Genomic DNA, 17,686 nt, shown 5'->3' on the forward strand with positions numbered 1-17,686 from the left:
CATATGAACCCCAGCTTGGCACCCGCTGCGCGCCCGCGCGTTCCGGCCCCGCTGGCGGCCGTCTTGTCCCGGCTGCCGCGCTACCCCGGCTCGCTGCTGCTGGTGCTGGGTTTGAACGCGGTGCTGGCGCGCCAGTTGCCGCCCGACGTCGCCGCGCACATGCAGGGCAAGCGTTTTTGCATCCAAGTGCGCGACGCCGGTCTGCGCTTTGACTTCGCTTGGCAACGCAGCCTGTTTCTGCCCTGTGCGCCACAACCCGAGCCCGACCTGACCCTGAGCGCCGACGCCTGCGACCTGTTGCGGCTGGCCCAGCGCCTAGACGACCCGGACACGCTGTTTTTCAGCCGCCGCCTGTCGCTGCAGGGCGACACCGAACTCGGGCTGGTGGTCAAGAACGCGCTCGATGCGCTCGACTGGCCGCTGTTTGGGCACGCGGACTGGACGCCCCCGGCGCTGCTGCAGCGGCTGCGCCAGCGCCTCGATGCCTGTGGTGCCACAGCCCCACCGCCACCGCGCGCCCCATCCCGCCCCGCACCCCACGAACAGGCCCAATAATGGCACCCAACTCCAAACCCAAGCCCTTGATCTACGCTTGCTCGGGCTGTTCGAGCGCCGCGCAACTGGCCAACCACGTGGCGCTGCGGCTCGATCGCAGCGGCGTGGCCGAGATGTCGTGCATTGCCGGCGTCGGCGGCGACGTGCCCTCGCTGCTCAAGCTCGCCCACGCGCGGCGCCCGATCGTCGTGCTCGACGGCTGCCCACTGTCTTGCGCCGCGCACTGCCTGCGCCGCCACGGCATCGAGCCGACGCAACACCATCAGCTGCAGATTTACGGCGTGCGCAAACGCCGCCACGAAGACTTCGACCCCGAGCAGGCCGAAGCCGTGCTCTACCGGGTGCGGCGCGGCTTGGAGCACCTGCAGCCCCATGCAGCCTGAGGCCCGGCCCGACGTGCAGCGCCTGCTGGTGGCCATCACCGGGGCCAGCGGCGCCGTGTATGGCTGGCGGCTGCTGCAACTGCTGCGCGAACTGCCCGCGCTCGAGGTTCATGCGCTGGTCTCCGATGCCGGCTGGCTGACCCTGCAGCACGAGCTGGACCTCGGGCCAGACGATGTGCGCGCAGCGGTGGCGCAACTGCACGACGTGCACCACATCGGGGCCGCGCCCGCCAGCGGCTCCTTTCGCTGCCACGGCATGGTGGTGGCCCCGTGCTCGATGCGCAGCCTGGCAGCGATCGCCCTCAGCTTGGCCGACAACCTGATCGTGCGCGCCGCCGACGTCATGCTCAAAGAGCGCCGGCGCCTGATCCTGCTGCCGCGCGAAGCGCCGCTGCACTTGGGCCACCTGCGCCACATGCTCCAAGTCACCGAGATGGGCGGCATCATCTGCCCGCCCATGCCGGCTTTTTATCAGCACCCGCGCAGCATCGAGGATCTGGTGGACGCCAGCCTGATGCGCGTGCTCGACTTGCTCGGGCTGGCGCACCCACGCGCCCAGCGCTGGACCGGGCTCGGCAGCGCGGCCCCTAGCCACACCGGAATTTAAAAACACCACCATGCCCTACCGCGACCTGCGCGACTTCATGGGCCAGCTCGAAGCGGCGGGCGAGTTGCGCCGCATCGCCGCGCCGGTCTCACCCCAGCTCGAAATGACGGCGCTGTGCGACCGGGTGTTGCGCGCCGGCGGCCCGGCGCTGTTGTTTGAACACCCGAGCGGCTACCCGATGCCGGTGCTGGCCAACCTGTTTGGCACCCCGGCGCGGGTGGCGCGCGCCTGCGGCCTGGAATCGGTGGCGGGGCTGCGCCAGTTTGGCCAGCTCTTGGCCCAGCTCAAAGAGCCCGAGGCCCCACGCGGCCTGCGCGACGCCCCCCAGCTGGCGGCCATGGCGCGCGCGCTCTGGCGCATGCGGCCCCAGGTGCTGCAACGCCCGCCGTGCCAACAGGTGCAGTTCGAGGGCCCCGACGTCGATCTGCAGCAGTTGCCCATACAGCACTGCTGGCCCGACGACGTGGCCCCGCTGCTGACCTGGGGCCTGGTGATCACGCGCGGGCCGCACAAGCCGCGTCAGAACCTGGGCATTTACCGCCAGCAGCTGCTCGGGCGCAACCAGCTCATCATGCGCTGGCTGGCACACCGTGGCGGCGCGCTCGATTTTCGCGACCACTGCCGCTTGCATCCGGGCCAGCCCTTCCCCTTGGCCGTGGCCATCGGCGCCGACCCGGCGACCCTGCTCGGTGCCGTGACACCGGTGCCCGACGCGCTCTCGGAATACCAATTTGCCGGCCTGCTGCGCGGTGCGCGCACCGAAGTCGCGCCCGCCATCGGCGTGCCGCTGCAGGTGCCGGCGCAAGCCGAAATCGTGCTCGAAGGCCATATCCTGCCCGACGCGCAGCACCCCAGCGGCTGGCAGCACGCGCTCGAAGGCCCCTATGGCGACCACACCGGCTACTACAACGAACGCGCCGAGTTCCCGGTGTTCACGGTGCAGCGCCTGACCCAGCGCACGGCGCCGATCTACCACTCGACCTACACCGGCAAGCCGCCCGACGAGCCGGCCGTGCTCGGGCAGGCGCTCAACGAGCTCTTCATCCCGCTGCTACAACGCGCCCTGCCCGAGGTGGTGGATTTTTATCTCCCGCCCGAGGGCTGCAGCTACCGCCTGGCGCTGGTCAGCATCCGCAAGGCGTATGCCGGCCACGCGCGGCGGGTGATGATGGGCATCTGGAGCCATTTGCGCCAGTTCATGTACACCAAGTTTATCGTCGTCGTCGATGACGACATCGACGTGCGCGACTGGCGCGAGGTGGTCTGGGCCCTCACCACGCGCATGGACCCGGCGCGCGACTGCATGCTGGTGGAACAAACCCCGATCGATTACCTCGACTTTGCCTCGCCCGTCAGCGGCCTGGGCAGCAAGATGGGGCTGGATGCGACCCACAAATGGCCCGGCGAAACCACGCGCGAATGGGGCCGCAGCATCCACATGAGCCCCGCGGTAACCCAGCGCATGGACGCGCTGGCACAATCGCTGGGCTTATGAGCCCGTCCCACCCCCCCGACCCGCTGCTGAGCGGGCAGTCGATCGAGCTGCTGCAGCACCTGCACATTGTTACGCGCGACGGCCGCCTGAACCAAGACAGCCGGCGCAAGCTCAAGCAGGTGCAGCATCTGCTGCACTTCATCGAACCGCTGCTGCTCGACGTGCTGCAGCGGCGCGGCGACGTGACGCTGGTCGATCACGGTTGCGGCAAGTCTTATTTGGGTTTTCTGCTCTACGACCGCTTTTTCAAGGCCCGCAGCCAGGGCCGGGTGATCGGCGTCGAGGCGCGCGCCGAACTGGTGCACAGCGCGCAGGCGCTGGCGCAGCGGCTGGGCTTTGCGCGCATGGGCTTTGTCGCCGCCACGGTGCAGCAGGCGCTGCAGGCCGAGCTGGCGCCGGTGGTCGATGTGGTCACCGCCCTGCACGCCTGCGACACCGCCACCGACGACGCCATCGCCTTTGCGCTGGCGCACCGGGCGCAACACCTGGTGCTGGTGCCGTGCTGCCAGGCCGAAGTGGCCGCCGCCTTGCGCCAGTACAAGGGCCTGTCGGCGGCTGCGCCCCAGCCGCGCGCGCCGTTGAGCGAACTCTGGCGTCACGCGCTGCACACGCGCGAGTTTGGCAGCCACCTGACCAACGTGCTGCGCTGCCTGCAGCTCGAGGCCCATGGCTACCAGGTCACGGTGACCGAACTGGTGGGCTGGGAGCATTCACTGAAAAACGAACTGATTTTGGCGCGCAAAGTCGGCCCGCCACGCGCCCAGGCGCGCCAGCGGCTGCAGCAGGTGCTGGAGCAGTTCAACCTGCCGCCGTTGCAGCAGCGCTTCGGCGTGCCGGCGCCCGAGCATGCCACCGCAGCCGCACAGGCATCTGCTCAGCAACTCGACGCCGCGTGCTAAGCTCCAAACGCCCCCCCTTTTTCAGGACAGGAGCCCCAATGCCCGCTTTGCTGCCCCAAATCGACCCCGACGGCCTGCTCGAGTTCTCGGTCGTCTATACCGACCGCGCCCTGAATCACATGTCTCAGCGCTTCCAGCGCGTGATGGTCGATATCTCGGCCCTGCTCAAACAGGTCTATAACGGCCACGCCACCGCGCTGGTGCCGGGCAGCGGCACCTTTGGCATGGAAGCGGTGGCGCGCCAGTTTGCCGGTGGGCGCAAGGTGCTGGTGCTGCGCAACGGCTGGTTCAGCTACCGCTGGTCGCAGATTTTCGAGATGGGCGCCATCCCGGCGCAGGAACTGGTGCTCAAAGCCCGCCCCTGCGCCGATGAACCGCAGGCACCTTGGCAGCCGTGCCCGCTCGACGAGGTGCTGGCCACCATTGCGCGCGAGCGCCCGGCCGTGGTGTTTGCCCCGCACGTCGAAACCGCCGCCGGCCTGCTGTTGCCCGACGACTACCTGCGCGCCGTCGGCGAAGCGGTGCGCGCCGTCGATGGCCTGTTCGTGCTCGACTGCATCGCCTCGGGGGCGCTGTGGGTGGACATGCAGGCCTGCGCCGTCGATGTGCTCATCAGCGCGCCGCAAAAAGGCTGGAGCGGCTCGCCCGCCTGCGCCATGGTGGTGCTGGGCGAACGCGCCAGCGCCGCCATCGAGGGCACGCGCAGCAGCAGCTTTGCCTGCGACCTGAAAAAATGGCTGCAAGTCATGCAGGCTTACGAAGCCGGCGGCCACACCTACCACAGCACCATGCCCACCGACGCGCTGGTGCGGCTGCGCGAGGTCATGTTCGAAACCCAGGCTTTTGGCTTCGAGCGCGCGCGTGCGCAGCAAAACCTGCTCGGTCGGCAAGTGCGCGCCCTGTTCGAGTCGCGCGGCCTGCGCAGCGTCGCCACAGCCGGCTACCAGGCGCCCGGCGTGGTGGTGAGCCACACCAGCGACCCGCTGCTGCACAACGGGCAAGAGTTCCGCGCCGTCGGCATCCAGAGCGCCGCCGGTGTGCCCCTCATGTGCGACGAAGGCCCCGACTGGCGCACCTTTCGCATCGGCCTCTTTGGCCTCGACAAACTGGCGCAGCCCGAGCGCAGCGTGGCGCAACTGGCGGCGGCCCTTGATCGGCTCGGGTTGTAGGCGGTGCGGCGCGTGGACCAACGGCACACTACGAGCTGCTGCGCACCGCACCCTGTGCGGCCGGCACTGGTTCAGGGGCCGGTGCAGGGGCCGGCGCGCGCAGCGCCCTGAGCAGCAACGCCCCCAGCAGCCCGCCGGCCGCCTGCGCCAGCACCAGCGCCGGGAACGAGGCCGGCGCCACCCCGGCGAAGCTGTCGCTGAACATGCGTCCGAAAGTCGCCGCCGGATTGGCCAGCGAAGTCGAAGCCGTGAACCACATCGCTGCGCCGATGTACACCGCCACCAGCGCCGGCGCCGTGCGCGCGCAGCTGCGCCCGATCACGAACACCAGCCCGGCCGTGGCCAGCACCTCGGCCAGCCACAGCGCTGGCCCGCCGCGCACCTTCTGCGCCAGCTCCAGCGGCGCGTGCCCAAACATCAGATTGGCCAGCACCACCCCGGCCAAGGCCCCGCTCAGTTGCGCCACCACATAGGCCAGCCGCAGGTTCCAGGACAGGCCGTTGGCGGCGCCAAAAACCGCCGTCACCACCGGGTTGAAATGGGCGCCGCTGATCGGCCCCAGGGTTTGAATCAGCACGTACAGGATGCACACCGTGGCCACGGTGTTGGCCAGCAGCATCAGCGCCACGTTGCCTGCCGCCAAGTGCTGCGCCATGATGCCCGAGCCCACCACCGCACACACCAGCAGCAGCGTGCCCACGAACTCCGCCAGCAAGCGCTGCGGCACAGGATGCGCGCTCATGGCAGCCGGCTCATGCTTGCGCCAGGCGGCGCGCGGTTTGCGCCAGCCGCTGGCCCTCGAGATCGGCCGGTGGCGCAGCGAGCAGGGCCTGGATGCGGCCGCTGATGGCCTGCAAGGTGCGGCGAAAACGCTGCAGGCGTTGCTCCGGGCTGCCCTCGCCCTCGGACGGATCGGCATACGCCCAATGCGCCGTGGCCGGATGCCCAGGCCAGATCGGGCAGACCTCGCCGGCGGCGTTGTCGCACACGGTGATGATCAGATCCATCGGCTGCGCCTCGGGGCCGGCAAACTCGTCCCAGCTTTTGCTGCGCAAGCCCGCCGTGCCGATGCCGGCCTCCTGCAAGGCCGCCAGCGCCAGCGCGTGGGGCTGTTGCCCCGGCCGCGGGCTGCTGCCAGCCGAAAAGGCCTGCCAGCGCCCGCGTCCCCAGTGGTTCAGGCAGGCTTCGGCCAGGATGCTGCGTGCGGAATTGTGGGTGCACAAAAAAAGCACCCGCACGGGGGGCTGATTGGGGTCGGGTTTAGTCATGTTGCGGTTCTGGTAGCTGGCACAAAAGAATGGACGGGGCCAGACAGCCCTGCCCCTGACAACAGTTTTCGCTCAAGTAGCTCAGCAGCGCGTTCATGCGCTCGAGCGCGGCCCGGTAATGGATGTGGCGCCCGCTGCGCTGCGCGTGCACCAAGCCGGTGTGCATCAGTTCCTTCAAATGAAAGGAGAGCGTGGCCGCCGGCAGCGCCAGCGACTGGGCCAGCACACCGGGCGTCAGACCCTCGGCACCCGCCACCACCAGGGCGCGGAAAACGCGCAAGCGCGCCGGGTGCGCCAGCGCGGCAAAGCAGGAGGCTGCGTGCGAGTCTTCCATGATTCGATTGTAGTCGAATTGTCGATGTGCTCGTACGCTGTGCCCACACGCCCGAAAGGGATGGTGCTGCGGGTTCCAGTCCGGCCCCATGCCACAGCGGCCGGAATGCGCGCTGCAAACTGGCCCGCGTCCCTGCAGTGTGGAGGGCTACCGCCCCCAGACTGGGCACCCAAGCTCAACGCACTGGCGTCGGGTGGCTGCCCAGCAAGCGTGCGCGCAACTCATCGACCGCAGTCTGCAGCGCACCGTCGTTCTGGATGCAGATGCTGCCCGCAGGCAGTGGCAACTGGGGATCGCGCTGCAAGCGCGCGGCTTGCGCCGCCGCCGTTTCGCGCCCGCGCGCCTGCAGCCGCTGCTGCAGCACCTCGGGCGCGGCACCGATGTGCACCACCGTGGCGGCGCTCCAGCGGCGCAGGAGTTGCGGCAGATAGCCGCGCGAACCGTTCACAAACACCCACTGCCCGCAGGCCAGGGGCTGGAGCTCGCTTTGGCGCACGCCGTAGCTCAAACCATGGGCAAACCAGTGCTGCGCAAAGGCCCCTTGGGCCAGCAAGCGCTCGAACGCGGCTGCATCCACCGCCTCGTGCCGCTCGCCGCCGGCCGATTCTGGCCGGGTGATGGTGCGCCGCGCCCAATGCGCCACGAGGCAGTCGGGCCAACTGGCGCGCAGCGCGCCCAACACCGAATCCTTGCCCGCCCCCGAAGGGCCGACCACATAGACCAGACGGCCCGCCGGGGGCGCATCGCCGTGCGCCGCGCGCCGTGCGTCGCTCGCACCAGAGCGGCCGGTCGCACTCATGGCTGCAGCTGCAGCTGGTGCAGCAGCTTGAAATCGGCACCCGGCGCCGGCTCCACGAACACCGACAGGCGGTCGATGCGGCACGGCACCAGGGCGTGGAACTGCCGCATGGCGGCGGCGCGCAGGGCCTGCCGCTGCTGCGGCAGCAACCGCTCGAGCGGCCCGCTGAGCGAGAGGTGAAAACGAAATTGTTGCAACACCCACGGATAGCCCCAGGCTTGCAACAGCGCCTCCTGCTCGGCATTGAGCCCGGCGCGGCGGCGGCGCGCCAGTTCGGCCGCGCTCAGACCGGCGGCCAGGGGCTGCAGCGACTGCACGCAGTCGGCCTCCAGCTGCAGCAGCTCGGGCGGCGTGTGCAGCGGGCGCAAAGCCAGAAAACCGTCGAGCTCGCAGACCTGCAGCGGCCCCAGATCAAAGGCCCGATGCCGGCCCGCCATGCGCTGCAGCGCCACCAGCAAAGCCGCCAGATCGTGGCCACTGGCGAGCCCAAACGGGGCCTTGAGCGTGGCATGCCAGCCATAGCGGCGCGGCGCCGCCGTCAGGCGGGCAAACTCCAGCGCCTCGACGCCCTCGACCACGGGTTGCGGCAAGGGCAAAGCCGTGGCCGCACAGCGCCCGAGCCACTGGCTGCCGGCCTGCCACCAAGGCGAGTCGGGCGCGGGCGCCCAGTAAACCGCCACCCGGTGCAGGGGTGCAAGGTCAGAATTCATGGTCATTCGTGGGCATGATCGACGCTGATGGCGACCCGATCGCCGGCAAACCAGGTGCAGGCGTACTCGACCGGGCAGCCGCTGGAATCGACGTTGACGCTGGTGACGCGCAAGGTGGGGCGCGTGAGCGGCTGCTGCAACAGCGCCGCGACTTCGGCGCTGGGCAGGCGCGCGGTGATGCGGCTTTCGCGCCGCGTGTAATCGCTCACGCCCAGGCGGTGCAGCGCCTCGGTGATGGAGCCGGTCTGGTGCAAATGGGCATCCAGCCCGGCTAGGCGCGGCAGCGGGAAATAGCGGTCGCTGGCGTGCAGCACCTGGCCGGCACCGTCGCCCAGCACCACCAGGTGCAGCACCGGTGCGCCAGCGGGCAGCCCCAGCGCCTGTGCCACCCCCGGCTCGGCCTCATCGACATGCGTCTGCAACAGGCGCAGCCCCCCTTTGAGGCCCGCCTGCGCCAGGCTTTGCCGGTGCCGGGTGCGTTTGCCCAGCATCACTTCGACGGCAAATTCTTCCACGTAGGTGCCGCTGCCCTGAGACGTGCGCACCAAGCCCAGCTGCCCCAGCGTAGCCAAGGAACGGCGCACGGTGTGGCGGTTGACACCGTACTGCTGCGCCAGCGCGTGCTCGGTGGGCAGGCGCTCGCCCGGCGCGTAGGTGCCTTGGCGGATGGCCTCACCGATTTCGTGCGCGATGCGCGACCAAAAGCTGTGCCGGGGGTCTGGCAGAACGCCAGCCGGCGTGTCGGCAGCAAGGGTTTTCTTCATAAATCCTTCACAAAGGCACTTTACGATCGGGTCCACGACAAAGTTGTCTAAACAAATTGCATTGTAGCCTCCCAATGTTTCAATCATTCGACACCGAGCCGCCGCAACGCGCTCGCGCCGCCTGGATGGCCCTGCTGGCACGCGCCCCGCTGGCCCTGCTCGAGCAAGGCCTGCACGCACAACTGGCGCCGCGCCGCGCCGAATGGCTGCGCCGGCCCGAAACCGGGTTGTACATGGTGCAGGGGCGCGCCGGTGGCACCGGGCAACGCTTCAACTTGGGCGAGCTCACCGTGACGCGCTGCGCCCTGCGCACCGCAGCAGAACCCGGTGATCAGGAAGGTGCACAACAAGGCGTGCAACAGGGCCAGCCTAGCGCCACGGTGGGCGTGGCGTACGTGCTCGGGCGCAGCCACCGCCATGCCGAACTGGCGGCTTGGGCCGATGCCCTGCTGCAGCAAGCGCCGCTGCACGCCGTGCTCGAGCCCACGCTGCTGGCCCCGCTGCGCCTGCATCTGGCGCAGTTGCAGGCGCAGCGACAGGCGCGCGCGCAAGCCACCAAAGTCGATTTTTTCACGCTCGCCCGCGAAAACGGCGCCAGCGACGACACCGAAGGCGAAGCATGAACCCGCTGGAACTAGAACAAATGCCGCCCGGTTTTCAGGATCTGGCCCTGGGCAGCCAGACCGTCTTTCGCGGCGCGCTGCAAGCGCTGTCGTTGCCCGGGCGCGTATTCGAACTGCCGCACCCGGCCGCACAACTGCCCGACCGCGGCCACAGCGCGGCCGCGTTGCTGCTGCTGGCCCTGCTCGACAGCGATTGCACCCTTTGGCTCTCGCCTTCGCTGGCCGACTCGCAGGCGCAAGCCTGGTTGCGCTTTCACACCGGTTGCCGCTGCGTCAGCGCACCGGGCGCGGCCCGGTTTCTCTGGTTCGGTGCCGCCGACCCCTGGCCGGCGCTGGCGCAACTCGACTGGGGCAGCGACGAATACCCCGATCAAGCGGCCACCTGCGTGATCGAGCTGCCCAGCCTGCACGACATCCAGACCGCCCCCCTGCAGCTGAGCGGCCCCGGCATCGAGGACGGCGTGCACCTGCACGCGCGCGGGCTGCCGGCCGACTTTGCCGCCCAGTGGGCCACCAACCACGCCGCCTTTCCGCGCGGCGTCGATGCCTTTCTGATCGCCGGCCGCTGCATCAGCGGGCTGCCGCGCTCGACCCGCCTGCACCACCCCCTGCCGACCCCGCTGGAGCCCTGAACATGTACGTGGCCGTCAAAGGCGGAGAAGCCGCCATCCTGCAAAGCTACCGCCTGCTGGCCGAGCAACGCCGCGGCGACGAGGCCGTGCCCGAGTTGAGCGTGGCGCAGATTCGCCAGCAGATGAAGCTGGCGGTGGATCGGGTGATGAGCGAAGGCTCGCTCTACGACCCGGAACTGGCGGCGCTGGCCATCAAGCAGGCCTGCGGCGACTTGGTGGAGGCGATTTTTCTGCTGCGCGCCTACCGCGCCACCTTGCCGCGCCTGGGCCGCACGCTGGCGCTGCGCACCGAAGCCATGGCGCTGTCGCGCCGCATCTCGGCCACCTTCAAAGACCTGCCCGGCGGGCAAATCCTCGGCCCGACCTACGACTACACCCAGCGCCTGCTGGATTTCGCGCTGCTGGCCGCCGCGCCGACGCAGCCACCGACCGAACCCGGCCTGGCCCGGCCGCCCGAGCCGCCGGCACCGCGGGTGGTGGATCTGCTCAACCAAGAGGGCCTGATCGAGCAATGCCCGCCGCCAGCCGGCGACCCGGAACCGACCGACCTGACCCGTGAGCCGCTGCGCTTTCCGGCCGACCGGGCCACGCGCCTGCAAAACCTGGCCCGTGGCGACGAGGGCTTCCTGCTCGCCATGGCCTACTCGACCCAGCGCGGTTACTCGCACACGCACCCTTTCGTGGGTGAAATCCGGCTCGGCACGGTGGCCGTGGAACTCGAGCCCGAAGAGCTGGGCTTTGGCCTGTCGATCGGCGACATCGAGCTCACCGAATGCGAGATGGTGAACCAGTTTGTCGGCAGCCAGAGCGAGCCGCCACAGTTCACGCGCGGCTACGGGCTTGCTTTTGGCCACAGCGAGCGCAAGGCCATGGCCATGAGCTTGGTCGATCGCAGCCTGCGGGCCACCGAACTGGGCGAGGCGGTGCAAGCGCCGGCGCAGATGCAGGAGTTCGTGCTCTCGCACAGCGACAGCCTCGAGGCCTCGGGTTTCGTGCAGCACCTCAAGTTGCCGCACTACGTCGATTTCCAGTCCGAACTGGAACTGGTGCGGCGCATGCGCGCCCAGGCCCTGATCAGCAGCGCCAACGCTGACAGCAGCGCCACCCCAGACCCAGCACCCGCATCCCCCCCTTGGACCCAACCGTGAACGCACCCACCCTCAGCGCACCCCTGCAAGCGGCCACTGCGGCCGCTTGCACCTCGGCGCCGGCCATCAACTTCGCCTACCTCGACGAGCGCAGCAAGCGCATGATCCGGCGCGCCCTGCTCAAGGCCGTGGCCATACCCGGCTATCAAGTCCCCTTTGGTTCGCGCGAAATGCCGCTGCCCTACGGCTGGGGCACCGGCGGCATCCAAGTCACGGCCGCCGTCATCGGGCCAAACGACGTCCTGAAGGTGATCGATCAGGGTTCGGACGACACCGTCAACGCGGTCAACATCCGGCGCTTCTTCCAGCGCACCGCCGGCGTGCCGATCACCACCCAAACCCGCGCCGCCACCCTGATCCAGACCCGCCACCGCATCCCCGAAACGCCGCTGCGCGAGGGCCAGATCATCGTCTATCAGGTGCCGGTTCCAGAGCCGCTGCAACGGCTGGAGCCGCGCGAAACCGAGACCCGCACCCTGCACGCGCTGGCCGAGTACGGCCTGATGCACGTCAAGCTGTACGAAGACATCGCGCGCCACGGCCACATCGCCACCACCTACGACTACCCGGTGCTGGTCAACGGGCGCTACCTCATGTCGCCCTCGCCCATCCCCAAGTTCGACAACCCCAAGCTGCACCGCAACCCGGCGCTGCAGCTCTTTGGCGCCGGGCGCGAAAAACGCATCTACGCGGTGCCGCCCTACACCAAGGTCGAGAGCCTGTCGTTCGACGACCACCCCTTCGAGGTGCAGCGCTGGGAAGCCGCCTGCGCCCTGTGCGGCGCCACCGATGCCTTCCTGGACGAAGTGATCATCGACGACCAAGGCACGCGCCAGCACACCTGCTCGGATTCCGACCACTGCCAGCAACGGCGCGCCGCCGCAAGCACGGTGGCCGCATGAACCAGACCCTGCCCATGCCCGCCACCCCCTCCTGCACCCCGCAACCGCTGCTGCGCGTGCGCCAACTGGGCAAGCGCTACGGTGCCCTGACGGCGCTGCACGATGCCTCCTTCGATCTGTGGCCCGGCGAAGTGCTGGCCGTGGTCGGCGAATCGGGCTCGGGCAAGAGCACCCTGCTCAACGCCGTCGCAGCGCTGTCGCGCCCCGACAGCGGTGGCGTCGAATACCGCTTGCGCGATGGCACGCTCGAAGACGTGCACGCCCTGAGCGCGGCACGCCAGCGCCTGTTGGCGCGCACCGACTGGGGCTTTGTGCACCAGAACCCGGCCGACGGTCTGCGCATGGACGTCTCGGCCGGCGCCAATGTGGGCGAGCGCCTGATGGGGCTGGGCTGGCGCCACTACGGGCAGTTGCGCGCCACCGCGCTGGAGTGGTTGCAGCGGGTCGAGATCGACCCTTGGCGCATCGACGACACGCCGCGCGTATTTTCGGGCGGCATGCGCCAGCGTTTGCAGATCGCGCGCAACCTGGTCACCAGCCCGCGCCTGCTGTTCATGGACGAACCCACCTCCGGCCTCGACGTGTCGGTGCAGGCACGGTTGCTGGACTTGCTGCGCCGGCTCACGCAGGAGCTGCAACTGGCGGTGGTGATCGTCACCCACGACCTCGCCGTGGCCAGGCTGCTGGCGCAGCGCATGGTCGTGATGCAGCGCGGGCGCATCGTCGAGAGCGGTCTGACCGACCAACTGCTCGACGATCCGCAGCACCCCTACACCCAACTCCTGGTCAGCTCCGTCCTTCCACCATGAAAAACGCCATCCTTTGCATGAGGGGTGTGGCCAAGCGCTTCACCCTGCACCACCAACACGGGGCCGTGCTGCCGGTGCTCGAAGGCGTCGATCTGCAAGCCCACGCCGGCGAATGCCTGGTGCTCGACGGGCCCTCGGGCATGGGCAAGAGCACCCTGCTCAAGCTGGTCTATGCCAACTACCGCGCCAGCGCCGGGCAGATCGACGTGCGCACCGGCGCCGACTCCACCCTGGAAGTGACCCAAGCCAGCGCGCGCGAGCTGCTGCAACTGCGCCGCGACACCGTCTCGTACGTCAGCCAGTTCCTGCGCCTGATCCCGCGCGTACCGGCCATCGACGTGGTGGCCGAAGCGCTGCGCCAAGACCACGCCACCGACGCCGACGTGGCCGCGGCGGCGCGTGCCGAAGCGGCGCGCTGGTTGCAGCGCCTGCGCATCCCCGAGCGCCTGTGGTCGCTGCCCCCGGCGACCTTCTCGGGCGGCGAGCAGCAGCGCATCAACATCGCGCGCAACCTCATCAAGCCGCGGCCGCTGGTGCTGCTCGATGAACCCACCGCCTCGCTCGACCCCGCCAACACCCGCACCGTGGTGGAGCTGATCCAAGAGGCCGTCGGCCGTGGCGCGGCGGTGCTGGGCATTTTTCACGACCCCGAAGTCGGCGCCGCACTGGCCACGCGCCGCATCGATATGTCTTGCTTTCGGAGCGCCGCATGAACCCCCTCGTAATACACAACGCCCGCCTGGTGCTGCCCGATCAAGTGCGCCTAGGCAGCCTACAGGCCGTGAACGGCCGCATCGAAGCGATCGACAGCGGCAGCGCTTGGGGCTGCACCGGCATCGACCTCGAAGGCGACTACCTGCTGCCCGGCTTGGTGGAGATCCATACCGACAACCTAGAGCGCCACCTGATGCCCCGGCCCAAGGTGCAGTGGGCCGAGTTGCCCGCGCTGCTGGCGCACGACGCCGAAATTGCCGCCGCCGGCATCACCACCGTGTTTGACGCGCTGGGCGTGGGCGCGACCGATCACGACAGCCTGCGCAGCAGCGCCTGGGACACCGTGCTGGCGACGCTGAACCTGTGCACGGCCAAGGATTTGCTGCGTGCCGAGCACCATCTGCACGTGCGCTGCGAGCTGCCAGCGGCCAACACCATCGACCTGTTCGCCCCTTTCCACGAGCACCCCCGGCTGGGGCTGATCTCGCTCATGGACCACACCCCGGGCCAGCGCCAGTGGGAGAACATCGATCACGCGCGCATTTACTACACCGGCAAAAAGGGCTGGGACGAAGAAAAGTTCGAGCGCCAAGTGGCCCACGCCACCGATTTGCAGGTGCGCCACGCCCGCCCCAACCGGCGCTACTTCGTGGACTATTGCCAAAGCCACGGCATCACCCTAGCCAGCCACGACGACACCACGGCGGCCCATGTGGCTGAAGCCCACGCCGACGGGGCCCAGATCAGCGAATTCCCGACCACCGAGCAGGCGGCACGGGCGGCACACCAGCGCGGCATGTACACCGTGATGGGCGGGCCCAATGTGGTGCGCGGCGGTTCGCACTCGGGCAACGTGGCCGCCGCGCATCTGGCCGGCTTGGGGCTGATGGACATCTTGTCGAGCGACTACGTGCCCGGCAGCCTGCTCACCGCCACGCTGCGCCTGGTGCACGATGGCGTGCTGAGCCTGCCGCAGGCAGTGGCCACCGTCAGCGCCAACCCGGCGCGGGCCGTGGGCCTGCACGATCGGGGCGCGATCGCCCTGGGGCTGCGCGCCGATCTGGTGCAGGTGCGGCTGGTGGAGGTGGCCGACGGCAACTGGCACGCCGTGGTGCGCGGCGTCTGGCGCCAAGGGCAGCGGGTGCACTGAATGGCAACCCCACCCACACCCGACGGCCGCTGGTACCACGTCGCGGCCCACAACCTGCCCGCTCCAGCCCAAAGAACCGAGGCACCCACCCTGGCCGCCAGCGCCGTGGTGAGCAACGGCCGCTTCGGCCGCTACACCGAGCTCGGCGAGCACGTGCACTTGAGCGACAGCGTGCTGGACGACTACAGCTACCTCGGGCACCACACCGAGCTGATTTCGACCGACATCGGCAAGTTTGCCAACATCGCGGCCATGGTGCGCATCAACCCCGGGTTTCACCCCGTGGAGCGGCCGACGCTGCACAACTTCACCTACCGGCGCGCCATGTATGGCTTGGCGGCGCAGAACGATGCCGATTTTTTTGCCTGGCGCAGCCGCCAGCGCGTGCACATCGGGCACGACACCTGGATCGGGCACGGCGCCGTCATCATGCCCGGGGTGCAGATCGGCAACGGTGCGGTGGTGGGCAGCAACTCGGTGGTCACGCGCGACGTACCGGCCTACGCGATCGTGGCGGGTGCGCCCGCCAAGCTGCTGCGCTGGCGGTTTTCCAAACCGATCGCCCAAGCCATCGAAGCCACCGCTTGGTGGGACTGGCCGCATGAGGTGCTGGCCGAGCGCATGGCCGATTTTTGCGACCTGCGCCGCTTTCTGGCGCGCCATGCGAACCGGGTCGGCCCTTGTGACGGGCTTTGATTTCGCCCCCCAGATTCAAGCAGCCCTGTACCAGATTTTCATCAAACTGTCAACTTGCAAATGTAGCATCGTTCCCATTCCATCAGGAGCCGTTCATGTTGAAAATGGTCAATGTTCGTAGGGATTTTGGTGCCAAGCGCGCCGTGCACGATGTCTCGCTGCAGATCGAAAGGGGCAGCTTCGTCGGCGTCATCGGGCGCTCCGGGGCCGGCAAGTCCACGCTGCTGCGCATGATCAACCGCTTGCAAGACGTGAGCTGTGGCGAGATTTTGTGGGAAGGCCGCGACGTGACCCGCCTCAAAGGGCAGGCGCTGCGCGACTGGCGCGCGTCGTGCGCGATGGTGTTCCAGCAGTTCAACATCGTCGGTCGGCTCGACGTGATGACCAATGTGCTGATGGGCCGCCTCAACCATACCTCGCGCGTGCGCTCGCTGCTCAAGCTGTGGTCGGCCGATGACCGGGCCATCGCGGTGTCGGCGCTGGAGCAACTCGACATGACGCAGTATGCCGGGCAGCGCGCCGAAACGCTCTCCGGCGGCCAGCAGCAGCGCGTGGCCATCGCCCGCGCCTTGGTGCAAGAGCCGCAGATCGTGCTCGCCGACGAGCCCATCGCCTCGCTCGACCCGCGCAACACCAAGGTCGTGATGGACGCCCTGCAGCGCCTGAACCGGGTGTTCGGCATCACCGTCGTCTGCAACCTGCACGACCTCGACATCGCCAAGTCCTACTGCGACCGCCTGATCGGCATGGCGCAAGGCAAGCTGGTGTTCGACGGCAGCCCTTCGAGCCTGACCGATGCGCTCGCGCATGAGCTCTACGGGCTCGAAGCCCAAGAAGCGATGACAAGGCCCGTTGCAGCGCCAGCGCGCACCCGCCCCGAGCTGGTGGCCGTACCGGCCTGATCCGCCGTTCCCCGTATTCCCCTGCTCTCCCCGCCCTCCCCTGCCACCCCCCGTCCACAAGGAAACTCATCGTGTCCATCACCCGCCTTCCCATTTCGCGCCGCGCTTTCGGCCTCGGTGCCGCTGCGCTGGCCCTCACACCCGGCGCCTTTGCCCAAGCGCAAGACTGGCGCGCCCGCTTCCCCGAGCTCGTCTATGCCGTGGTGCCGGCCGAAAACGCCGCCGGCGTCACCGAACGCTTCGGGCCTTGGGTGGCTTATTTGTCGAGCCAGCTGGGCGTGCGCGTGACGCTGCGCATCGCCTCCGACTACGCCGCCGTGATCGAGGGCATGCGCTCGGGCCACATCCACATCGGCGACTTTGGCCCCTCGTCTTACGTGCGTGCCCATGCCGTCACCAACGGCGGCGTCGAGGCTTTTGCCACCTTGCGCCAAGCCGATGGCTCGACCGGTTACTACTCGGTGGCTTACGCCCGCGCCAACGACCGCGGTGCTCGGATCGAAGACTTTCAGGGCCGCAACCTGTGCCTGGTCGATGTCAATTCGACCTCGGGCTTCAACGTGCCGCACTTTGCCATGCACCGCGCCAACATCGCCCCCGACCGCTTCTTTGCCAACGTGCAAACCACCGGCAGCCACGAGAACTCGATCATCGCACTGCAACGCGGCACCTGCGACATCGCCTTCAACTGGTGGAACTCCGAGACCGACTCCAACCTGATGCGCATGGGCCGTCGCGGCATGGTCAACCCGGCCGACTTCAAAATCGTGTTCCGCTCGGAGCGCATCCCAGGCTCGCCGATCGCCTTCCTGACTTCGCTCCCGCCCGAGGCCCGAGCGCTGATTCGCCAGGCATTTTTCGAGGCGCCGACGCGCAACCGCGCCGCCTTCGACCGCCTCTCCGACGGGCAATCGCCCGGCTTTGCACCGGCCACGCACGCCGACTATCAGGTCATCATCGATCTGCAAACCTTTGTCGATCGTCTGCGCCGCGAGCGCGCCCAACGCGCCTCCTGATCGCGCGCTGCACGCCTGTCGCCTGCGCCCACGGGTTCCGTGGGTGCAGCGGCAGGCCGCCGACCGCCCTTTCATAACCCAGCCCTGAGCCCACCGGAAAGCGCACTCTCA

The 17,686-nt window shown here is 68.8% G+C and carries 22 protein-coding genes; 16 read left to right on the forward strand and 6 right to left on the reverse strand.

Annotated elements, in window-relative coordinates; translation table 11 throughout:
• Positions 1–3 precede the first annotated feature (3 nt).
• Genes ubiT through AAAZ40_RS00130 form a run of 6 tightly spaced genes read left to right on the forward strand, consistent with a single transcriptional unit; the run spans position 4 to position 5,108 of the window.
• Positions 4–555: a ubiquinone anaerobic biosynthesis accessory factor UbiT gene (gene ubiT / locus AAAZ40_RS00105; RefSeq protein WP_476660621.1), complete on the forward strand. Its 552-nt coding sequence runs from the start codon at positions 4–6 to the stop codon at positions 553–555.
• Positions 555–938, forward strand: a complete 384-nt coding sequence (locus AAAZ40_RS00110) for a putative zinc-binding protein (RefSeq protein ID WP_476463923.1) — start codon at positions 555–557, stop codon at positions 936–938. The genes ubiT and AAAZ40_RS00110 overlap by 1 nt, the downstream gene beginning before the upstream one ends.
• Positions 928–1,545, forward strand: coding sequence for a UbiX family flavin prenyltransferase (locus tag AAAZ40_RS00115; protein WP_476660622.1), 618 nt, complete (start codon positions 928–930; stop codon positions 1,543–1,545). The genes AAAZ40_RS00110 and AAAZ40_RS00115 overlap by 11 nt, the downstream gene beginning before the upstream one ends.
• 10 nt (positions 1,546–1,555) lie before the next feature.
• On the forward strand, positions 1,556–3,040 hold the full coding sequence (gene ubiD / locus AAAZ40_RS00120; RefSeq protein ID WP_476660623.1) for a 4-hydroxy-3-polyprenylbenzoate decarboxylase: 1,485 nt from the start codon (positions 1,556–1,558) through the stop codon (positions 3,038–3,040).
• Positions 3,037–3,939, forward strand: coding sequence for a class I SAM-dependent methyltransferase (locus AAAZ40_RS00125; protein ID WP_476660624.1), 903 nt, complete (start codon positions 3,037–3,039; stop codon positions 3,937–3,939). The genes ubiD and AAAZ40_RS00125 overlap by 4 nt, the downstream gene beginning before the upstream one ends.
• A 38-nt stretch (positions 3,940–3,977) precedes the next feature.
• Positions 3,978–5,108 (forward strand): pyridoxal-phosphate-dependent aminotransferase family protein, encoded by a 1,131-nt coding sequence (locus AAAZ40_RS00130; RefSeq protein ID WP_476660625.1) that lies wholly within the window; start codon positions 3,978–3,980, stop codon positions 5,106–5,108.
• 28 nt (positions 5,109–5,136) lie between these two features.
• On the opposite strand, the gene AAAZ40_RS00135 is transcribed toward AAAZ40_RS00130, so the two are convergent.
• The 6 genes from AAAZ40_RS00135 to phnF all read right to left on the reverse strand — a co-directional run bounded on the left by AAAZ40_RS00135 (position 5,137) and on the right by phnF (position 8,983).
• A complete protein-coding gene (locus tag AAAZ40_RS00135; RefSeq protein WP_476660626.1) occupies positions 5,137–5,850 on the reverse strand; it encodes an aquaporin in 714 nt (237 codons plus the stop codon).
• A gap of 10 nt (positions 5,851–5,860) precedes the next feature.
• Positions 5,861–6,376, reverse strand: a complete 516-nt coding sequence (locus AAAZ40_RS00140; protein WP_476660627.1) for an arsenate reductase ArsC — start codon at positions 6,374–6,376, stop codon at positions 5,861–5,863.
• Positions 6,369–6,710 carry an ArsR/SmtB family transcription factor gene (locus AAAZ40_RS00145; protein WP_476660628.1) on the reverse strand — a complete coding sequence of 114 codons (342 nt, stop codon included), beginning with the start codon at positions 6,708–6,710 and terminating at the stop codon, positions 6,369–6,371. The genes AAAZ40_RS00140 and AAAZ40_RS00145 overlap by 8 nt, the downstream gene beginning before the upstream one ends.
• Positions 6,711–6,885: 175 nt before the next feature.
• Positions 6,886–7,509, reverse strand: coding sequence for a phosphonate metabolism protein/1,5-bisphosphokinase (PRPP-forming) PhnN (gene phnN / locus AAAZ40_RS00150; RefSeq protein ID WP_476660629.1), 624 nt, complete (start codon positions 7,507–7,509; stop codon positions 6,886–6,888).
• Entirely contained in the window at positions 7,506–8,219 is a 714-nt protein-coding gene (locus tag AAAZ40_RS00155) for a DUF1045 domain-containing protein (RefSeq protein ID WP_476660630.1), read from the reverse strand. The genes phnN and AAAZ40_RS00155 overlap by 4 nt, the downstream gene beginning before the upstream one ends.
• 2 nt (positions 8,220–8,221) lie before the next feature.
• Positions 8,222–8,983: a phosphonate metabolism transcriptional regulator PhnF gene (gene phnF, locus AAAZ40_RS00160; protein ID WP_476660631.1), complete on the reverse strand. Its 762-nt coding sequence runs from the start codon at positions 8,981–8,983 to the stop codon at positions 8,222–8,224.
• A gap of 74 nt (positions 8,984–9,057) precedes the next feature.
• Here phnF and phnG point away from each other — a divergent pair, with 74 nt between their 5' ends.
• From phnG to phnD, 10 genes are all read left to right on the forward strand, one after another.
• Positions 9,058–9,606: a phosphonate C-P lyase system protein PhnG gene (gene phnG / locus AAAZ40_RS00165; RefSeq protein ID WP_250960664.1), complete on the forward strand. Its 549-nt coding sequence runs from the start codon at positions 9,058–9,060 to the stop codon at positions 9,604–9,606.
• Positions 9,603–10,238 carry a phosphonate C-P lyase system protein PhnH gene (gene phnH / locus AAAZ40_RS00170; RefSeq protein ID WP_250960663.1) on the forward strand — a complete coding sequence of 212 codons (636 nt, stop codon included), beginning with the start codon at positions 9,603–9,605 and terminating at the stop codon, positions 10,236–10,238. Before phnG ends, phnH begins: the two co-directional genes overlap by 4 nt.
• 2 nt (positions 10,239–10,240) lie before the next feature.
• Positions 10,241–11,386, forward strand: coding sequence for a carbon-phosphorus lyase complex subunit (locus AAAZ40_RS00175; protein ID WP_476660632.1), 1,146 nt, complete (start codon positions 10,241–10,243; stop codon positions 11,384–11,386).
• Positions 11,383–12,288, forward strand: a complete 906-nt coding sequence (locus AAAZ40_RS00180) for an alpha-D-ribose 1-methylphosphonate 5-phosphate C-P-lyase PhnJ (RefSeq protein ID WP_432715214.1) — start codon at positions 11,383–11,385, stop codon at positions 12,286–12,288. Before AAAZ40_RS00175 ends, AAAZ40_RS00180 begins: the two co-directional genes overlap by 4 nt.
• The gene (phnK, locus tag AAAZ40_RS00185; protein WP_476660633.1) at positions 12,285–13,097 is read left to right on the forward strand and encodes a phosphonate C-P lyase system protein PhnK; all 813 of its coding nucleotides are present in this window, start codon (positions 12,285–12,287) and stop codon (positions 13,095–13,097) included. The genes AAAZ40_RS00180 and phnK overlap by 4 nt, the downstream gene beginning before the upstream one ends.
• Complete coding sequence (phnL, locus tag AAAZ40_RS00190) at positions 13,094–13,810, forward strand: phosphonate C-P lyase system protein PhnL (RefSeq protein ID WP_476660634.1); 717 nt, start codon at positions 13,094–13,096, stop codon at positions 13,808–13,810. The genes phnK and phnL overlap by 4 nt, the downstream gene beginning before the upstream one ends.
• On the forward strand, positions 13,807–14,961 hold the full coding sequence (locus AAAZ40_RS00195; RefSeq protein ID WP_476660635.1) for an alpha-D-ribose 1-methylphosphonate 5-triphosphate diphosphatase: 1,155 nt from the start codon (positions 13,807–13,809) through the stop codon (positions 14,959–14,961). The genes phnL and AAAZ40_RS00195 overlap by 4 nt, the downstream gene beginning before the upstream one ends.
• Positions 14,962–15,657: a DapH/DapD/GlmU-related protein gene (locus AAAZ40_RS00200; protein ID WP_476660636.1), complete on the forward strand. Its 696-nt coding sequence runs from the start codon at positions 14,962–14,964 to the stop codon at positions 15,655–15,657.
• Positions 15,658–15,752: 95 nt separating this feature from the next.
• Complete coding sequence (gene phnC, locus AAAZ40_RS00205) at positions 15,753–16,559, forward strand: phosphonate ABC transporter ATP-binding protein (protein WP_476660637.1); 807 nt, start codon at positions 15,753–15,755, stop codon at positions 16,557–16,559.
• Between the two features lie 71 nt (positions 16,560–16,630).
• A complete protein-coding gene (gene phnD / locus AAAZ40_RS00210; RefSeq protein WP_476660638.1) occupies positions 16,631–17,575 on the forward strand; it encodes a phosphonate ABC transporter substrate-binding protein in 945 nt (314 codons plus the stop codon).
• Positions 17,576–17,686: the final 111 nt, after the last annotated feature.

The organism is Serpentinimonas sp. SMBJO2, assembly GCF_056341105.1.